Annotated in this window: 13 protein-coding genes; 7 read left to right on the forward strand and 6 right to left on the reverse strand. The window is 40.9% G+C overall.

The window, feature by feature from the left end; all coding sequences use genetic code 11:
- The first annotated feature begins 213 nt into the window (after positions 1–213).
- Positions 214–600 (forward strand): DUF1573 domain-containing protein, encoded by a 387-nt coding sequence (locus tag AXF23_RS05610; RefSeq protein WP_089365167.1) that lies wholly within the window; start codon positions 214–216, stop codon positions 598–600.
- A 332-nt stretch (positions 601–932) separates the two neighbouring features.
- Here AXF23_RS05610 and AXF23_RS05615 read toward each other — a convergent pair whose 3' ends face one another.
- Positions 933–1,466, reverse strand: a complete 534-nt coding sequence (locus AXF23_RS05615; protein ID WP_107624607.1) for an FHA domain-containing protein — start codon at positions 1,464–1,466, stop codon at positions 933–935.
- A gap of 187 nt (positions 1,467–1,653) precedes the next feature.
- Positions 1,654–2,685 carry an HU domain-containing protein gene (locus AXF23_RS05620; RefSeq protein ID WP_107624608.1) on the reverse strand — a complete coding sequence of 344 codons (1,032 nt, stop codon included), beginning with the start codon at positions 2,683–2,685 and terminating at the stop codon, positions 1,654–1,656.
- Between the two features lie 102 nt (positions 2,686–2,787).
- Here AXF23_RS05620 and rfbC point away from each other — a divergent pair, with 102 nt between their 5' ends.
- The 6 genes from rfbC (at position 2,788) to AXF23_RS05650 (ending at position 10,930) form a co-directional block, all read left to right on the forward strand.
- Positions 2,788–3,342 carry a dTDP-4-dehydrorhamnose 3,5-epimerase gene (gene rfbC, locus AXF23_RS05625; protein WP_107624609.1) on the forward strand — a complete coding sequence of 185 codons (555 nt, stop codon included), beginning with the start codon at positions 2,788–2,790 and terminating at the stop codon, positions 3,340–3,342.
- Between the two features lie 103 nt (positions 3,343–3,445).
- Positions 3,446–4,237 carry a DUF4738 domain-containing protein gene (locus AXF23_RS05630; RefSeq protein ID WP_107625808.1) on the forward strand — a complete coding sequence of 264 codons (792 nt, stop codon included), beginning with the start codon at positions 3,446–3,448 and terminating at the stop codon, positions 4,235–4,237.
- A gap of 457 nt (positions 4,238–4,694) precedes the next feature.
- On the forward strand, positions 4,695–5,894 hold the full coding sequence (locus AXF23_RS05635) for a hypothetical protein (RefSeq protein WP_107624610.1): 1,200 nt from the start codon (positions 4,695–4,697) through the stop codon (positions 5,892–5,894).
- Positions 5,884–6,441 carry a condensin complex protein MksE gene (locus AXF23_RS05640; RefSeq protein WP_107624611.1) on the forward strand — a complete coding sequence of 186 codons (558 nt, stop codon included), beginning with the start codon at positions 5,884–5,886 and terminating at the stop codon, positions 6,439–6,441. The genes AXF23_RS05635 and AXF23_RS05640 overlap by 11 nt, the downstream gene beginning before the upstream one ends.
- Positions 6,425–10,072, forward strand: a complete 3,648-nt coding sequence (locus AXF23_RS05645) for an ATP-binding protein (protein ID WP_107624612.1) — start codon at positions 6,425–6,427, stop codon at positions 10,070–10,072. The genes AXF23_RS05640 and AXF23_RS05645 overlap by 17 nt, the downstream gene beginning before the upstream one ends.
- A gap of 12 nt (positions 10,073–10,084) precedes the next feature.
- On the forward strand, positions 10,085–10,930 hold the full coding sequence (locus AXF23_RS05650; protein ID WP_107624613.1) for a DUF7281 domain-containing protein: 846 nt from the start codon (positions 10,085–10,087) through the stop codon (positions 10,928–10,930).
- Positions 10,931–10,971: 41 nt separating this feature from the next.
- On the opposite strand, the gene mnmE is transcribed toward AXF23_RS05650, so the two are convergent.
- From mnmE to AXF23_RS05670, 4 genes are all read right to left on the reverse strand, one after another.
- A complete protein-coding gene (mnmE, locus tag AXF23_RS05655) occupies positions 10,972–12,399 on the reverse strand; it encodes a tRNA uridine-5-carboxymethylaminomethyl(34) synthesis GTPase MnmE (protein ID WP_233251243.1) in 1,428 nt (475 codons plus the stop codon).
- Positions 12,400–12,411: 12 nt separating this feature from the next.
- Positions 12,412–13,287, reverse strand: coding sequence for a nucleoside phosphorylase (locus AXF23_RS05660; RefSeq protein WP_107624614.1), 876 nt, complete (start codon positions 13,285–13,287; stop codon positions 12,412–12,414).
- Between the two features lie 334 nt (positions 13,288–13,621).
- Positions 13,622–15,154 (reverse strand): RagB/SusD family nutrient uptake outer membrane protein, encoded by a 1,533-nt coding sequence (locus AXF23_RS05665; protein WP_107624615.1) that lies wholly within the window; start codon positions 15,152–15,154, stop codon positions 13,622–13,624.
- 4 nt (positions 15,155–15,158) lie between these two features.
- Positions 15,159–18,497 (reverse strand): SusC/RagA family TonB-linked outer membrane protein, encoded by a 3,339-nt coding sequence (locus tag AXF23_RS05670; protein WP_107624616.1) that lies wholly within the window; start codon positions 18,495–18,497, stop codon positions 15,159–15,161.
- Positions 18,498–18,620 lie beyond the last annotated feature (123 nt).

Consider the following 18,620-nt stretch of genomic DNA (forward strand, 5'->3'; position numbering starts at 1 on the left):
TAATCTACTGCAAAGATACGAACTTTATATTAAAAAAGGGTATCACCTTATTAAAAATATAAAGGACTACTGTTGGTTTTATTGTTAAGATAACATATAGAAAGTCATTAAAATAACAATATCTCCTTAATTATTGTAAATTTATAGTGTATCTATAAACTTTCTGATTACTTTTGCATCGAACTTAATAAATATCAATTAAATTAAAACGACATGAAGAAGTTCTTATTAATGACACTTATGTTAGTCTTCGGACTGACATTTGCAGCAGCACAGAATCAGGCAGAAATTAAATTTGATAAGTTGACTTACGACTTCGGAACATTCTCTGATGACAACCCAGTGCACAAGACAACGTTTACATTCACTAATGTTGGTAAAGCACCATTGGTAATTAATCAGATAGTTGCAAGCTGTGGTTGTACCATACCTAACTATGACAAGCGTCCGATTGCTCCTGGTCAGAAGGGTACGATTGACGTGACTTACAACGGAACAGGTAAGTTCCCTGGACACTTCAAGAAGAGTATTACCGTTCGTACTAACGGAAAAGTGGAGATGACACGACTCTATATAGAAGGTGTCATGACGGGTAAATAACTTATAGGCACAAATGATAGAGCCAGCTCTTACGTATCTGTAAAAGCTGGCTCTATTGTTTTATCACCATTTCTCAATCGTTATCTTTTGTAATATAAATTCACGAGTACATTTTAACCAAGGCTTTACAACATTCAAGACAAGCCTTGTCAAGCGTCTAAAAGACGCCCTTCTCGCATCTTACTAACGCCCTTCTTGAACCTTACTAAGCCCGCTCTCAAACCGACTTCGCAACTAATTGTATCCCTGCCAGTTACAGAGTCAATTAAAAGAGACGTCATATAGGTATTCAAGGACAACCAACCCACTCGATTGTAAACTATTTTCTTTTATCAATCTCCGTCTGGGGTTTGAAGAATAATACTCGTAGCACCAATCGTAAAAAGCGTACCATCTTCTATCACACGCCGTTCACGGTCGCCAAGGATAACATTATCAACGAAAGTACCAGTATAAGAAGGACCATCACGCAACACGTATTGTAGTTTGCCATTCTTGTCCTTACTAACCGTAATAGTACAATGCGTCATATCAACACTGGGGTCGACCGTCTCTATCGGACAGTTAATAGGGTTGCCTTTCATGTATCGACCAATAACATTCTCACCCATTTGTAGGGGGATGACTTGGCGGAAATGAAACACATTCTCTATCACATGAAGAGAGCCATATTGGCTTTCTACATTCTCATCAATAGGCGAATTGTTCTCTTCCTTTTGTGTCTTACGTAGTTTAGAGACGCCGATACGGATTCCAAACTCTTTCCCACACTGAGGACATTGGAATACAAGTCGTTGCCCAGACTTATATTTTGTTTCGTCGAAAGTTATGAAGTTATCACACTTCGGACATCTAACACGCTTCATATAATAAAAGTATTATAAATAAAAACACCCCTCACCTCATGGAAAAAGAGAAAGAGGAGTTATGAAAAATGAATAAGGCTAAGACATTAAAGGATAATGATTAACCTTCATTCATATATCTTCTTGTCAAACAATCATAATAAGGAAATAATCAAGTAATCGCTCGTTACACAAACAAGTATTGCTCTTACTTCCCTATCTCAATCACCCACGCTTCCTTAAACTCGGTAGTCTTATTGATTACCTTCATCCTTTCAGTAGCCTCTTTAGGACTTGAGAAATAACCATAAAGCACCTTTATACTCTCAGGACCATCATAGACACGTGCGTCAGTAAGGCCGTTCTTCTTCAGTTTCGCTACAAAGGCACGGGCATTACTCTCTGTAATATGACTCGCCATAACGATTGACCAATAATGAGAAGCAACGGTTGTAGTCTCCTGCTGACGCTTTATACCCATAGGGTGACTATTAGAAGTCAATGCATCAAGTTGCTTATAAGTGTTGGAGGTGTCGTCGGAGTCGAATATATTATAGAGCACACCGCTCTTAATCTGCTGCTTATCAGCAATGCCGTTACGGTTTGAACCAGGGAAAGCAACAAGGAAGACAGCTGTAAGGAAGACTGCTGCAGCCGCGACATTACGTACTGCACGCATGCTAATGCTAAGTCGTTTGTTCGTAGCGTCAGTATCGTCAACGAAGACAACACCCTGCTTTTGCAGCTTAATGTCAGCTATCGAGGTAGCAGACTGATTATTACTAATAAGCTTAGGGAACTCATAGCTACTCAAGCCATAGTACAATGGCGTCAGAATACCACTCTCGAAAGGTTCGAATGCTAAGTTACCATCACTGTTCCTCGATAGGCTTCCAAGGTCATTCAACTCAAAAACACCCTCTTCGCCCAATGCTTGATAAATCTCGTCAACCTCTTTTTCGATCTGCTGTAACGCTTCAGGGTAACTTAAATCATACGCATCAACATAAGACTGAACCAACAAAGAGTCATTCATTCTGAGCTGTGCATTAAAGCCAAGTGTACGATAAGGTGGCAGGAATAACCCATCCTGCTCATCGTATCGAGCAGGAATACGATGCGCAACAAAGCCGCCTAAGCCTGGAACAATGACACAGTCATTCTCCAAAAGCAGGATTTCAATATGTCGGTCGAGTTTTATCACGTTTGCAAAATTAAACAAATTATTTGGAAGAGGCAAGTCCGTGACGTTAAAATCCTGTTTAATATATGAAAAAGGAAATAATCCTTCTGATAATCGATAAAACTTCTTATCTTTGCAATAAGAACTAAAAATAAAGCTATGGAGTTTATTAAAACAGAAATTGATGGTGTTTGGATTATTGAACCTAAAGTATTTAATGACGAAAGAGGTTATTTCTTCGAATCATTCAAACAGGCAGAATTTGACAAACACATTGGTTACCATGTAGATTTCATACAGGACAATGAGTCTAAGTCAAGCTATGGTGTTCTCCGTGGTCTGCACTATCAAGAGGGCGACACAGCACAGGCCAAACTCGTGCGTGTCATTAAAGGTAAGGTTGTTGACGTGGCAGTCGACCTTCGCAAGAGTTCTCCTACCTTCGGCAAGTATGTCATGGTAGAGCTATCTGAGGACAACAAACGTCAATTCTATGTACCACGTGGCTTTGCACATGGTTTCCTTGTTCTCTCTGACGAGGCTGTCTTTACTTATAAGGTGGACAATGTTTATAGTCCAAAGACTGAGGCCAGCATTAAATGGAACGATGAGACCGTAGGGATTACATGGCCTATTGATGCAAAGGATGTTATCCTTTCAGACAAAGACCTTAATAAAGGCTTAGCTTTGAAAGAGGCTAAAGTATTCGAATAAGTATCAATCGATTTATCAAGAGCGGGCACAACGGCTGTGTATCCGCCATAAATCAATCATTTACGAACGCATGAATAATGTGTTCTACTATCTATCTGTAAAGATGAAACGGAAGTTATTTACCTGCATATCGGTGTTGTTAATTCTCTTGACAGCCTGTCGCAATCGTGGAGCCGACTATCAGCAACAAAACGAGGACAAGCAGGCTAAAGAGATGTTGCAGGGTTTATGGACCAATGGTGAGAATAGTGACCCTGCCATGTTAGTAAAGGGTGATAGTATTTTCTACCCTGACTCAGCGAGTATGCCTGTGCGCTTCTGGATCTATCAAGACACTATCTATCTGCAAGGTCAGAATGTCCACGGATACAAGATAGAGAAGCAAGCACCTCATCTGTTTAAGTTTGCCAATCAAAATGGTGATGACGTAAAACTTACCAAAACAAATGACAAAGCGCTCTACTCAGCTTTCAACTATCATGTCTATGCGATGAACACTTTCTTAGAGCAATCGCAAGACACGGTTATCCGCACTGACTTGGGCTATTTCGAGAGCAAGGTACATGTGCAAACGACATCTGATAAGGTGGTGAAGTCTACGTACAACGACAATGGAGTTGAAGTAGACAATATGTATCTGGATAATGTTGCAGCCTTGCGGTTGTACAATCACGGTACACCAGTCTTCGCACACGATTTCCGTAAACAAGAGTTTCAGTCGCTCATCCCGAAGGACTTTCTCTCTCGAAGCATCCTTCGTAAGATGTATTTCACCCATGCTGATGCCAAGGCTCTCTACTACTATGTCATCATTGGTATTCCAGATGCTGACACAACATACGTTATCGAGCTGAGGGTGACGCCTGATGGAAGAATGACCAAGAAGCTAAAGTAATATTGATTGCCATGAAAGGCTAATCATAAGAAGATTAAATACTACTCCGCACTTAGTTATGATTGTGACTAAGTGCGGTTTTTTATTACACTCTTATTAAACTTAAAATAGAGAGAATGTCATATAACTTACTGGTAAACATATAACTTTAATATTATATTACGAGCCATAAAAGATTGACTTTTAGCACCCTTATCATACGAATATACCCATGATAAGACGCGTATAGGGCGAGTTTACCGTATGTTACGAAGATTTTATCGAGAATAGGCCACATTCTTCAAAAGTTATTATTATATTTGTATCTGCTTTAATACCTAAAGTATAAGATGCTGACCAAGTAGTAAGAAGAATCTTACTTATGCAAGATTGGTACAGTAAGAAGTTTTGCTAATTTCCACCTTAATATAATAAGAGAGTCAAAGACTATCACACTGTTGATATATAAAACAAGCACATGGACATACTGTCACACTTTAGAACAATAGAAGAACTTACTAAAACACTCTCACGCGAACAGCGACTACTGAGTGAGATGTTTGAGAAGCGAAAGCTAATGAAGTATCCCAAAGCAATAGCACTGGAGATAGTTGGCGGAAACGAGAGCCGACTAAGTAGGCTCATTGACTATGGAGTACTGGTAGAAACAGGCAGTTCTCTTGAAATAGAGAGCGACTATCTTAATTTCTTCGAGGAGGTTCTGAATGTGAACGAAGAGATAAGTGTGCTAAGCGTACAGGAATGTATCAATACGCTAAAGGAACATATCACTTACTTCCTACAAGAGACAAACGTAAACAGAAGGGCAGGCTATCAAGATAGTGTGCGCCAACTCTTGAAGAAAACAGGCTTTAGGACGTTGAAGAATGTGGTGGACTTGAAACGAAACATGGATAACACCTATAAGCAAGAACCCAACTATCTCAATAAGAAAACGAAACTACAGCACCTTGATGAGAAAAGCCATAGTATTCGTTCGATGATACGTGAATGTGAGAAGCTAATGGACAACGAGCAAGCTTTCTTCATTATGGCCAATGACCCACACATGGCTAAGACCTGTAGCACCGTGAGGCACGATTTCGTTGAAGCTTATCATGCACTGATGGAGATAGACAGGCAGATTATTGTCTATATCAATCAAATAGACCAACAGAACCAACTATACAAGAAGATACGCAAATTAAAGTATCTAAAGGACCAGCTTCTCATCAAGACAGAGACTAATATAACACAAGTATTAGAAGACAACAATCCACTATGGATGGAGTCACGACAATATAGTAAGATACGTCTTTCATTGGAGGCACTGAGAGAGAATGACGAGATAGGGCGGGTTTTAAGAAGGATAGCAGAACGTAACGGCATACAGAAGACGTCACGAATAGAAGCGGAACCGCTGACACAGGAAGACTTACAAGAGCAAGTGCAACTTTTGAAAGAGATTGACCCTACTGAAATATGGAATGCCTTTGCAGCATCAAGCTACAATCTATTTGAGTTCATCCTCAGATATAACTACACAACAAAACGTGAAATAGAAGATCATGCGACCCTCTTTTGCCAACTTGTCATCCTACATCCTGATGAATGTAAACTGACAGGAGAATACGCAACTTACCAAAACATTGAATATCCTATTATATATGCGAAATAATACTCAACGAATATATGAACGCTTAATCCGTGGAGAGTTCCTCTCTGTGGATAGTGCTGACAACTCTATCCGTCATCTATATGATGACTTAGAAGATAACTTTGAAGATTATGCAGACTACTTTAAGGAGATTGGTCTACAATTGGAACAAGGCAATGGGTACTTTTACTTCTCTCGTATAGGAGAAGGAAAGCAAGCGACAGAACAAAAGTTAGAGAGCTTCTCTAAGTGGCTTGACTATCTTGACTTCCTTAAATGCTACAATCAAGCATTCTCGGCTGGCTACCAGTTTCGCAAAGGTCATCTGATAGAACAAATCAGTCTGGACATCGAACTAAAGGAGAAAGCCAACCACTTGTTTAAGAAGTATGGCGCAGGCTCAAATCAAGAGATAGTGAACAAACTACTCCAAGAGATGCAAAACATGGGCTTTTCTGAGTGTGTCAACATCCAAGATGAGACTTTTAAGATAACCTCTGCATTCCGTTATGCCGAGGAATTGGTTAACATGATTCAAATAGCTAACGAAGATGAAATACCTGAATAGAATCATATTTATCAATAGTGCGAATATTCCATACGCTGAAATATCAGTAGATGGTAACGTGCACTTTACGGGAACACAGGGCGTTGGAAAGAGTACAGTACTAAGGGCACTACTATTCTTCTACAATGCCGACAAACATAAGTTGGGTATTCAACAAGGCCAGAAGTCGTTTGATGAATTCTATTTCCGCCAATCTAACTCGCATATCCTCTATGAGGTAATGCGCGACAATGGCGCATATACCATATTAGTCAACCGATACCAAGGACGTGCTTCTTGGCGCTTTATTGATGCTCCCTACCAAAGGGAGTGGCTCATAGACAATGGGAAACAAGTGCTGAGCGACTGGGTCAAGATACGTGAACGTATTGATAAGAATGTGAGTGTGTCGGCAAGAATAGACTCTGGGGTGATGTTTAAGGATATTATCTTTGGTAATACGCATGACCATAAGTTTACTCGCTACGCCTTAGTACAGAGTGCTCATTATCAAAATATACCCCGAAGTATTCAAAATGTATTCCTTAACACGAAGTTGGATGCCGACTTTGTGAAGAATACTATTATCCAATCAATGGCTGACGAAGACCATCCTATTGATTTACAAACGTACAGAAGACTGGTAACAGACTTTGAAAGAGAATACGATGAGATTGACTGCTGGTTTCAACAAACACGTGATGGAATCTTTCCTGTACGTCAGCAAGCACAGAAAATAGCTGAGCAAGGCCGTAAGATAGTAGCGTTCGACCAGCAACTACTTGATGTATGGCACATGCTCAACTATGTTGTAGCAGATGATGAACAACAGATACCATTATTGGAAAGTAAACTTGTAGATGTAAGAAACAATATTGAGAAAGAGAATAAACGTCAGAAGGAACTAAAAACGGACTATGACAAAGAGAAAGACGCTCTCAATCAAGACCTTGGAGGGAAGAATAGTAAACTGAAAGAGATTGCTGAGAAACGGAAGTATTTCGATGCTATCAATATAAAAGAAAAGGTTGCACTTAACGCTCGTGAGAAGTCTTTAAAGCACGAGGTGGCTGAGAAACAAATGCTATTGGACGATTTACTCAAAACGAATGCTTCGATAGCTGATAAATATAACATCGCTAAAGAGAAACTTGAAAATGCTCATCAAGCATTTATCAATGGGCAGAAGGAGACTTTATATGCAAAGCAAACAGAGCTACAACAAGAACGTAATCGCTACGAAGAAGAGCGTTCTAAGAGTAGAAACCAGGTTATGAGCGTGTATCGTACTTGGATACATGAGTCTAACGAACGCCTTCAATCACTTATTACAGAGCAACATAGGGCGGATAGTAGACTTAAAGAACTGCGCCAATGGCACCCTAAAGAGGAGGATATCAAGCTGGTGAAGGAACAACTGGTACAATTAGATATCAATGAAAAGGATAATGAGGCACAGCAGACAACTGTAAGAATTCAAATAGACAAGCTGACTAACGAATTCGAAATGAAAGAGGCTGAATTGAAACAGGCCTCTTTGCAGGAACAAAAGCGGTTGGAAGACGAACGCACGATATGCCGTAATGAGATTGCAAGAATCAACGACTTGCTGTCACATTTAGATGATTCGCTTTATCATTGGTTATGTGAGAACGCTGAAGGGTGGGAAGATACGATTGGAAAAGTTGTAGATGAAGAACGCATACTCTATGCCCAAGGACTTGAGCCAACGTTAGACAATAAAACAGACAACCTATTTGGAGTAAAACTCAACTTGGATAACATTGAGTCAACTCACCGTACTCCTGATGAGTATCGGGCAGAGAAAAAGAAATTAGAAGACCAACTTCAGCTATTAAATAGACAGTTATCACAACTGCCTATAACCCTTCAAGAGGACATTTCCAAACTCGGGAAGAAATATGGTAATCTACTTAAACCATTACGTCAGGATGCTACTCGCCTTAGAGTGGAAGCTGAACAAATACCAACGAAGAGACAGAACCTGCAAAACCAACAGCATAAATTAGAGATGGAAGAGCAGGAAATAATTTCAAGCGAACAAGAGTTACGTATGCGTGCATTCAATGATGCCACTCTTAAAGTTGAAGCTGAAAAAGAAAGACAAGCAAAGAATGATGCTAAGAACGAAAAGGACTTGAAGGAACTTGATGCTGCTTTCAATAGGTCTGTAAGGGCGCTTAATAATGAGCTTCATGCTTTCCAAGAGCAACAAAAGATTGAAGCTGAAGCGCATAATCAAGAGTTTGAAAATCAAAAGACTCAACTCGACAAACAACAGAGGGCTGAGCTTGAAGGCAAAGGAGTAGACATAAAACTACTGAACGAATATCGCAAAGCACTTGATGAGCTTAACAAGCTACTTCAACAGATAGAAACTGACCGCAATGACGTTATTAAATACGAAGATGCGGTGGAGACTCTCTTCTCTAAAGAAGCTGATATTAGAAACAATATAAAGGAGATTACGCAGCGACTTATTATGTTGCAACAACGCTACGAAGACAAACGAATACGCATAGAAAAGAAGAAGCAAGCATGTGAAGACCAACAGAGGGCTTTCCAGAAAGACCTCGCACATAGACGAGATGGACTAAGCCAATATCATCAAGTTATAGAGAACGAACACTTAGTACCTACTGTCTATCTCGCTGATAACAAGGTGAAATCTACTCACTTAGACTGTTTACAGCTGTTAAGTCAGCTGAGAGGCACCATTAATCAGAAACGAGAAGCTATTGAAACATTAAAGGGAACCGTTGTAAACTTCAATCGTAACTTTAAGCCACAGAATGCTTTTCACTTCAATACAACGCCTGTCACTGATGATGATTACATGCAGATAGCTGTTGATTTACAAGAGTTTATCGATAACAACAAGATAGAAGAGTACCGAAGACGTACCAGTGAACATTACAAAGACATCTTAGGTCGTATCTCAACAGAGGTTGGAGCGTTGATGAAACGTCGTTCTGATGTAGATGGAGTAATCCTTGACATCAATCGAGACTTTGTCGAGAAGAACTTTGCAGGGGTGATTAAAAGCATAGAATTAAGGGCAAATGAGTCGTCAGACAAGCTTATGCAGTTGCTTATATCAATCCATGATTACTGCGTAGAGAACGCCCTCTCTATAGGAGAACTGAACCTCTTCTCAAGTGATAATCGTGATGAAGTGAACCGAAAGGTTGTAGACTACTTGAAAAGCTTAGCTCATCAGTTGCAAAACGAACCTAATCGTAACATCGTTTCATTGGGAGATGCCTTCCGTCTACAGTTCCGTGTGAAGGAGAACGACAATGACACAAGCTGGGTAGAACGCATTAATAACGTTGGTTCAGACGGAACAGACATCTTAGTGAAAGCTATGGTTAACATCATGCTTATCAATGTTTTCAAGAAGAAGGCGGCACGCAAGAGTGGTGATTTCATCGTCCATTGTATGATGGATGAGATTGGTCGTCTACATCCAAACAACATTAAAGGCATCTTACAGTTTGCCAACTCACGTAATATCTATCTAATAAATAGTTCGCCAACATCCTACAACCCGTATGATTATCGGTACACCTACCTACTAAGCAAGCATGGTGTAAAGACGAAAGTAGAGAAGCTCTTGAAGAGAATATAACATCGAAAGACTATGGCAATAAGTGCATCTATACAAGCGTTGACAGCTGGTGAGACTGTTGCAGGCTCAAGGATAAGTAATAGACTACTGACAGAACTTATTCAGGAAGGTCTATTGCAAATCATTATACATGGATCGAGAAAGTCGTATCGTGCAAATAACATCGAAGCATTAAAGAGGTTTCTCATTGACAAGGATGAGAACTATCGTATTTTAAATGTCGATAATTTCGACTCAAGAAGTTCTATGGCAAGCGAGACAGGAAACTCTAAGCTCGTGACTGTACGTTCGTGTCCTGGGTTCCCAGTGAACACGTATGAGCCTATTGAATGTCGATTGAATGAAGAGCCATTTATCATCAATCCGCAAGAAGGATGTTTCTTATTTGTTTCTGATTGGAGAACTTTTACAATTCCAGAAGATGTAACTATCATTGGAATTGAGAATATGGAGAATTTTAGAAAAGTTCGTCAACAAAGGCTCTTCTTCGATGAGTACCTACATAAACACAGCCTTTCACAAAAGGTACTGTTCGTCTCACGCTATCCACAATCAACTGATCTCAGAGAATGGCTGGCATCTATTCCCAATCTATATATCCACTTTGGCGACTTTGATTTGGCTGGTATTCATATATTCCTATCTGAGTTTCAGAAGCATTTAGGCATAGGACGCACATCTATCTTAATCCCAGAAGATATCTCCTCACGGTTAAGATATGGCTCAACAAGCCGTTATAACGAACAATATGCTCGTTATAAAGATATTAAATCAGACAGAAGAGAAATCCAACAATTGATAGACCTCATTCATCATGAGCGTAAAGGTTATGATCAAGAGGGTTATATCTCTCAATAAAAAGGAATTACGATGCAACATGGGTAAACTATCTTAAACCCTTACTTACCAATACAAAAGTGCTTGAAGATATTTCCAAGTACTTCATGTGGGGTAATCTGGCCACCTGTGATATCAGCAAGTTGATAAAGGCAGATGCGTAAGTCCTCACTAACAAGGTCGCCACTAAGTCCAAAATCAAGTGCTTCTATCACTCTTAGGATAGACTCATCGGCATGAGTTAATGCTTCGTAATGACGCGCTGAAGTTATGATAACACTGTTCTCGTTTATCTCAGGAATATCAGCTGCATCGTAGATAGCTTCTTCTAAGGCTGTTATATTCTGCTTTAACTTTGCAGAGATATAGACAGTATGCAATCCTGCCCCTACTAACTTGGGTTCAACTGTCTTATTATCTATTTTGTTAAAGATAGTAATCAAGTGCTTCCCCTGTGTCAGACGTTGCATCTCTGCACATTCTTCTACTGTAGGTTGCTCGTCAAGAACCCATAAGACAATAGCAGCCTCATCCATCTTCTGATATGCACGTTCTATCCCTAACTTCTCTATTTGGTCGTCAGTATGCCGAATGCCTGCCGTATCTATAAAACGGAAAGTAACTCCTTTTATTTCTGTTGTATCTTCTATGACATCACGAGTTGTACCATGAATATTCGACACGATGGCTTTCTCTTCGTGAAGGAGACAATTCAAAAGGGTCGACTTACCCACATTTGTCTTACCAACTATGGCTACAGGTACACCTTTCTTCAATGCTTTACCTGTTTCAAAGGAGTCTGTGAGTGTCTTAATCTTTTGATGTATCGTCTCTGCCAATGCTTTCAGTTCTGTTCGATCAGCAAACTCAAGCTCTTCATGGTCGGAGAAGTCGAGCTCTAACTCTAATAAGGATGTCATCTTCAACAGCTGTTCACGCAGGATTGATAGCTCCGAACTGAAATGACCTTTAAGTTGACTCAATGCTACCTTGTGCGTAGCACGGTTTGAAGCAGAAATGAGGTCGGCCACAGCCTCAGCCTGACTAAGGTCCATCTTACCATTCAGATAGGCCCGTTGGGTGTACTCTCCTGGTTGAGCCTGGCGACATCCAGCATCAATAAGTGCCTTAACAACCTGATTAAGGATATAAGCAGAACCATGACAAGATATCTCCGTACTGTTCTCACCCGTATAACTATGAGGCGCACGAAAGACGCTAACCAGAACATCATCAATGGTATTTCCCTCCTTATCAAGGATTTCACCATAATATAAGGTATTCCCTTTCGCATTTTGCAAATGCCGTCCACGTACACTATGAAAGACCTTATCCGTTATTTCTATAGCCTCTTCGCCACTCACACGGATAACTCCTATAGCCCCGCCAGGCTGAGTGGCAAGAGAACAAATAACATCACTGCCACCTACAACAGTAGACAGTGATGTTGATGACGCCGTTTGTAATATCTTGTCTGTTTGTTTATTCATAAAGAATGTATCTTATATTCTCTCCAACACCTTCTCTATCAAGCCATCTATAGTATTCTTATAGCTTGCATTAGCTTCCTTAGCAAGGCGGTTAGCAATAACCATACAGACGGTTACAGCCTTGTGTCCCATGAGCGTTGCAAGGCCAGCAAGAGCCGAAGACTCCATCTCAAAGTTAGTTACTTGCATATTGTTATAAGAGAAGTTTTCTATCTTTTCATTCAATTTAGGGTCCTGCAATGGTAGACGAAGTTCACGTCCTTGTGGTCCAAAAAAGCCTCCACAAGCAATCGTCACGCCACGTACCATATCATCAGACGCTATTCTATCCAATAACTCCTTATCCGCACAAGCCACATAAGGGTTACCCATCTGCAAGTCCCATCCCACCTGCTTCTTAAACTCAGCTTCAAACGTAAGGTCAGAAGCCTGATTACGACCAGCATAGAAATTCAACAAGCCGTCAAAACCAATACTCTTGGCAGATGCAATGTAGGTTCCAACAGGTGTATAAGGCTGCAGTCCACCACAAGTACCGATGCGCACGAATGTCAACTGGCGTAATGTCTCTTTCGCAGTACGTGTCTTAAAGTCGATATTAGCAAGTGCATCGAGTTCGTTTACTACTATATCTATATTGTCACAACCAATACCCGTACTCAAGACGGTGATTCTTTTTCCACGAAAAGTACCAGTGATAGCTCGGAACTCACGGTTGGATGCTTCACATTCTATATTCTCAAAGTGTGAAGCAACGAGTGCCACACGCCCTGGGTCACCAACGAGTATGACCTTATCTGCAAGGTTCTCTGGTTTCAAATGTAGGTGGAATACACTCCCATCTGCATTTATAATCAGTTCAGAAGGGGCAAAATATTTCTTCTCCATAGCCGAAAGATAATTTGGTAATAATATGATTGTTATGTTCAAAGAACAAAGGTAAACATAAAAGCAGAGATTACCAAACGTTGTAAAGGAAAAAACACAGAGTCTCTAAAGGCTTCGACTGTAATTTAACACAGGATTATCTTATTCTTTCTTAAGCTTCAGCCATTCCTTCTCCTACGATAGTCTATCTCCTGTTTTATGTTGCGAAACATGCGGGATAAGCCTCTACACCTTGTGTATCAATCCTCCGTATCCAAAGTACTAAGGCACCACTCCACTATAAGAATCAGTTGAATAGTATCATGATGGTCATTGCCTAACCTACTATAAGGTGCTATCTCTGCCACCACATGCGTGTTGCATAATCATCAGGACCACCTAAGAGCTCCACAGCCCTGGTATAGTTTTGTCGATTATAGATTTGTTGATTCTTATCGAAGGGTATTCTATTGGGCGTCAAGAGTGTATAGCCGTTTGTAGTCTGGGGTATAGCAAATATATGAGGATAACCCGTACGGCGAATCTCGTTCCATGCCTCTTGTCCATTGGGGTATAGTGCTATCCATTTCTGAGTTATCAGTCGCTCCATCTTCTCAGCCATAGTGGCATTATCATCCCATTTTATTGTTATCGTAGAGACCTTCACAGCATCTCCACCATAGCCCCCTATAGCATCAATATAATTAGCTTCTGTTGACGTATTATCCATTAGATAGGTTGCAACTCCATCTGCATCCCATTGACTAAACGAACGTCTGATACCTTCTTCATAATATTCTTTGGCCGTACCTCCGCCCATATTCCATCCTCGCAAGACTCCCTCGGCCTTGCAAAAAGCCATTTCAGAGGCGGTGAGCCATATCCCTGGTGTTGTTTGAGACACATTAACCGTGGAGTAAAGTCGCTTCGCAACAACATTACTTCCTATCGGAGCACCCGCACGACAACCTATAAATCTACGTACACCAGTAGAGATTGGCTGTAAGAAATACTTACTCATGCGTGGATCTTTGTATCCTGTCATATAGCTCTCAATGTCAGCACAGATACGACTATCGCCCCACGAGACAGCAGTAGTCCATAAACCCGACTTATGATAACTTATTGTACAGTTGTCTTCGTTCTCTTCTATAACGCCATCCCTCACCGCTTGTTCAGCCAAAGAGCGTGCCATGACAGGCTCTACACTACTTATACGCACAGCAATACGCAATTTGAGCGAATTAGCAAACTTACGCCATTGATTGAAATCACCCTTATAGACAAGGTCGTAGGACGCCAACGTCTCTCGTTCCTGCGCAAGATGTGTGTCAGAAGCAATAAGAGTAGTCGCTTCATTCAGGTCGTTTATCAATTGTAAATAGATGTCACGCTGAGAAGAATAGACCTCGTCACTGCCATTATTCATACTGAGCGGGAAGGGTCCGTAGATATCTGTAAACCGCAGGAATGCTTGTGCACGAAGTATCAAAGCCCATGCGTATGTTACATTCTCCTTACCATTCAGTTTAACAACCTCGTTAAAGGCCGACACAATAGGTGGAGCGTATGATGCAGGCCACGCACACCACGCATTACTGGCATTAAAGAGTGTATGGTTCTTCGGCAATTCCTTCGTGTAGGTTGTGTATCGTCCCAAATAATTACCCACAAAGTCTATCATCGTCTGATAGGCATTCTCCTGCTCTGGAAAAGCCACTCCTTGCATCTGAATAAGGAAGGAACCAACGGCATAGTTGTCCCGCTTTAACTCATCTGGCGACAGTTTACTACCCGGACGGTTGATATCAACAAAACGTCCCGTACATGAAGGGAAGATTGCTGGTAAACATAAGAAGAAGAGAAATAACTTTCTACTAACCATCATAACCTTAGAGTTTAACGTTGATACTAAATCCCAATGAGCGTTGACTTGGCTGCATGAAATAATCGAAGCCTTGATAATAAATATCCGTAGAGGGAGTTGCCTCTGGATCGAAAGGTGCTTTACAATACAACATCAGAAGGTTTCGGGCCGTCAAAGCCACTGACAGCTTTGCTCCACGTATCAGTTTGTCGAAGGTGTAACTAAGGTAGACTTCCTTTATTCGGGCATTAGAAGCATCATAAACATACTCATCCCAAATAGGTGTCTCACCTCCCACGACGGTGTAATACCTCTCTGTCGGAACATACTGACTGCCAACAACTACACCACCGTTATCTCTTTGCGTAGCAGTCTTCTGTGATACGCCATACGAATCCATAAAGGCTTGTGTCTGTGAGACGCAAACTCCCCCCAAGCGGGCTGTTATCAGCAGTCTACACTCTAAGCCTTTCCATGAGAAAGTATTGTTCAGTCCAAGGTGAGCTTTCGGTAAGACAGAGCCAACTAAACGTGGTGTGGGTAGCTCTATCTGCATCACCTGTCCGTCAGCATTCACTTGGATGTCACCTTGCTGATTGCGCTTAAAACCAGTAAATGTATAGAGATCACCCATTGTTCCACCTTGTGTCAAGATAACTTCACATCCGTTTAGTCCGCCTTGTCGCAGTGTCTCGTTTGGATTATCAAGTAGTCTGACTATCCGGTTATGGTTCATACTGTAACTCATGTTCACAGACCAGCGACAATCAGTCCATTTCTTATTATAGCCAACAGTAAGTTCTAATCCTCTGTTCCGCACGTTTCCTGCCTGTATATACTCACGGTTATAAGCACCACCAAGTGTGATTTGTCGTAAGAAGGTCTGGTTCTTCGTATTTGATTGGTAAAGAGTAAACTTCACAGACAGTGCTTCTTTAAACAGGGTTGCGGTCACACCTGCTTCTAAGGAGTTCGTACGCTCTGGATAGAAATTGTCTGGAAACTTATAGGTGACCGTATGATACGTACCTGTTGAGGGTATATACTCATATCGCCAAGCTGAAGATATATTAGGTGAGATGGCTGAACCAACTGACGCCCACGAAGTTCTGAATTTCAAGAAATCAACGAACGCAGGTAATTTCAGCATCTTTGAGAGGATAGCCGACATACCCACTGAGGGATAGAAGAAGGATTGTTGTGCTGTATTACTTAGTGATGAATCCCAGTCATTACGCCCCGTCACAGTCAGATAGACTTTCTCCTGCCATCCTAACTCTACACTGCCGAGTACGGAATGGATAGCATGTCGAGTCAAATCGAAGATAGGACGGTTGTCACCCGACACTCTACTATAATCAATGGCATTGGGTGTGAAGAGGTTTGATGGTGGTTTCAATCCTCCTTGAAAACCTGTTATATCATAGGATGTATGGGTGAAAGCACTACCAATATTGGCTATAAACGACAGGTCAGTCCATTGTTTTGAGATATTAGCCATGATGTCTGCATAGATAGAACGGTCGTTCGCCCTACTATAACTATAATATCCGTAAGGCGAATGAGTGAAGATGTCAAGTGTTGAAGCATATCGTTTGTCTTCTAACTTATTGATAGCTTCATCCCAACGGAGCCTCCCTTCAAGTGAGAAGGCCCTTGTGACATCATACTTTAAGCTAAGGTCTGTGAGGTAACGATTACGCTTTGTCGTCTTCACCATACGATTGGCAACCCAATAGGGGTTCTGCATCTTTAGGTCATCTCCATAGCTCCAATTCTGCAGATAGACATTACGTGCAACATCAAACACCTCAAATGATTTCACAGCATCAAAGCTTTCACCACGTGGAAAGAGGTAAACTGAGGTGAGAGGGTTGAAATACTGTCCTTGAGCCAACATGTTCTTATCATTCTCTCGAATATACTTAAAAGAGAAGGTAAGCCTTAACTTATCATGGAAGGTTGAGAACACATTCTTAAACGAGAAGTTATACCGGTGGAAATCATTGTTCGGTATAATGCCATGTACGGTGGTCGAACCCAATGACAGATACACTTGATTACGCTCAGTACCTGCTGTCAGAGCGACATTATGGGTTTGGTTTAATCCAGTACGGAAGAAATCGTTTGGTGTGTAACCCTCCTTTTGTGAGAGACGCTTCGCCCCCCATGACTTCATCTCATTACTTCTGTTGCCATACTCATTCTGAAATGCGGGTAAAACAAAGGGGGAAAGGAACTGAGTACTTGTAGAAAGCTCTACAGAGGTCTTCCCTACTCTACCCGACTTTGTCTTTATCATCACCGCTCCTTGTGCTGCTGCCGAACCATAGAGGGCCGCTGCTGCTGCACCGCTAAGTACGGACACGCTCTCTACATCATCAGGATTGATGTCCGATATACCTTCAGATCCGGGCTGTAAAGAGTAGATACCACTCTTTATATCGTCATTACTTCGATTATTAATGGGAATACCATCGACTACATAAAGGGGCTGGTTGCTCTGTGCCAAAGACTTTGGGCCACGCATGACAACCCTTGCCGCACCACCCATTCCTGCTGCTGACTCGTTAACAAACACACCGGCGACCCTTCCTGCTAAGGCATTAACAAAGTTAGCTGTCTTCACTTTATTAAGGTCTTCACCGTCCATCTGCTTGACATTGTAGTTCAGCGCAGGGCGAGAACGGCTTATACCCAAGGCAGTCACAAAGATATTGTCTAATTCATAAAGGCTCTCCTTTAAGACAAAGAGTTGGTTTTCTCGACTCTCAGCACGCTTCTCTATTGTTTCAAAACCTATGCAAGAAATCATCAACACAGGACTTGGACGTTCTGTTTTAAGTACAAACTTACCTTCTAAATCAGATACCGTACTCACCTTAGAACTGCCTTTTATCATTACAGTAGCACCGATGAGTGGGTTTCCTGAAATGTCTTGTATCTGACCATAGTAAGTGTATATTGTAGGAGCAACAAATGGTTTTTCTACATGCTGACGTACAGTTGTCCCCTTTTCTTTAGTTTCTATACTTTGAACGGGTCGTTTTTCTTTCTTTAAATAAATGACGTTATCAATTATTTTATACGTTATCCCTGTACCTTCAAAAAGTCTGTCTAAAACAAAGTCAATAGATAAATTACTGATAGAAACAGCATTAACTTTATGCTTTTTCAGTTCATCATCATAAAAGAAACGATATTTTGTCTTCGATTTTATACGCTGAATAACTGTCTTTAAGTTGGTTTGGTTTGTTGTTAGTGACACCTGCGCAGAACCACTATGTACACCTATCAACAAGAGAAAGGCACACATAATCACTCTGAGGGAAAGTAATACTTTCAGACGACTAACTATCACCATGTAAATCAGTTCAAATAGTATTAATATTACATTACACTAACAAAACATCAAGTTTACATACACAAAGATAGTCAATTATCTTTATTTAATAAGGTTGACATGCTCCCATTTCACATAAATTAA

Origin of the sequence: Prevotella sp. oral taxon 313 (assembly GCF_003043935.1) — a bacterium.
Lineage (GTDB): Bacteria > Bacteroidota > Bacteroidia > Bacteroidales > Bacteroidaceae > Prevotella > Prevotella jejuni.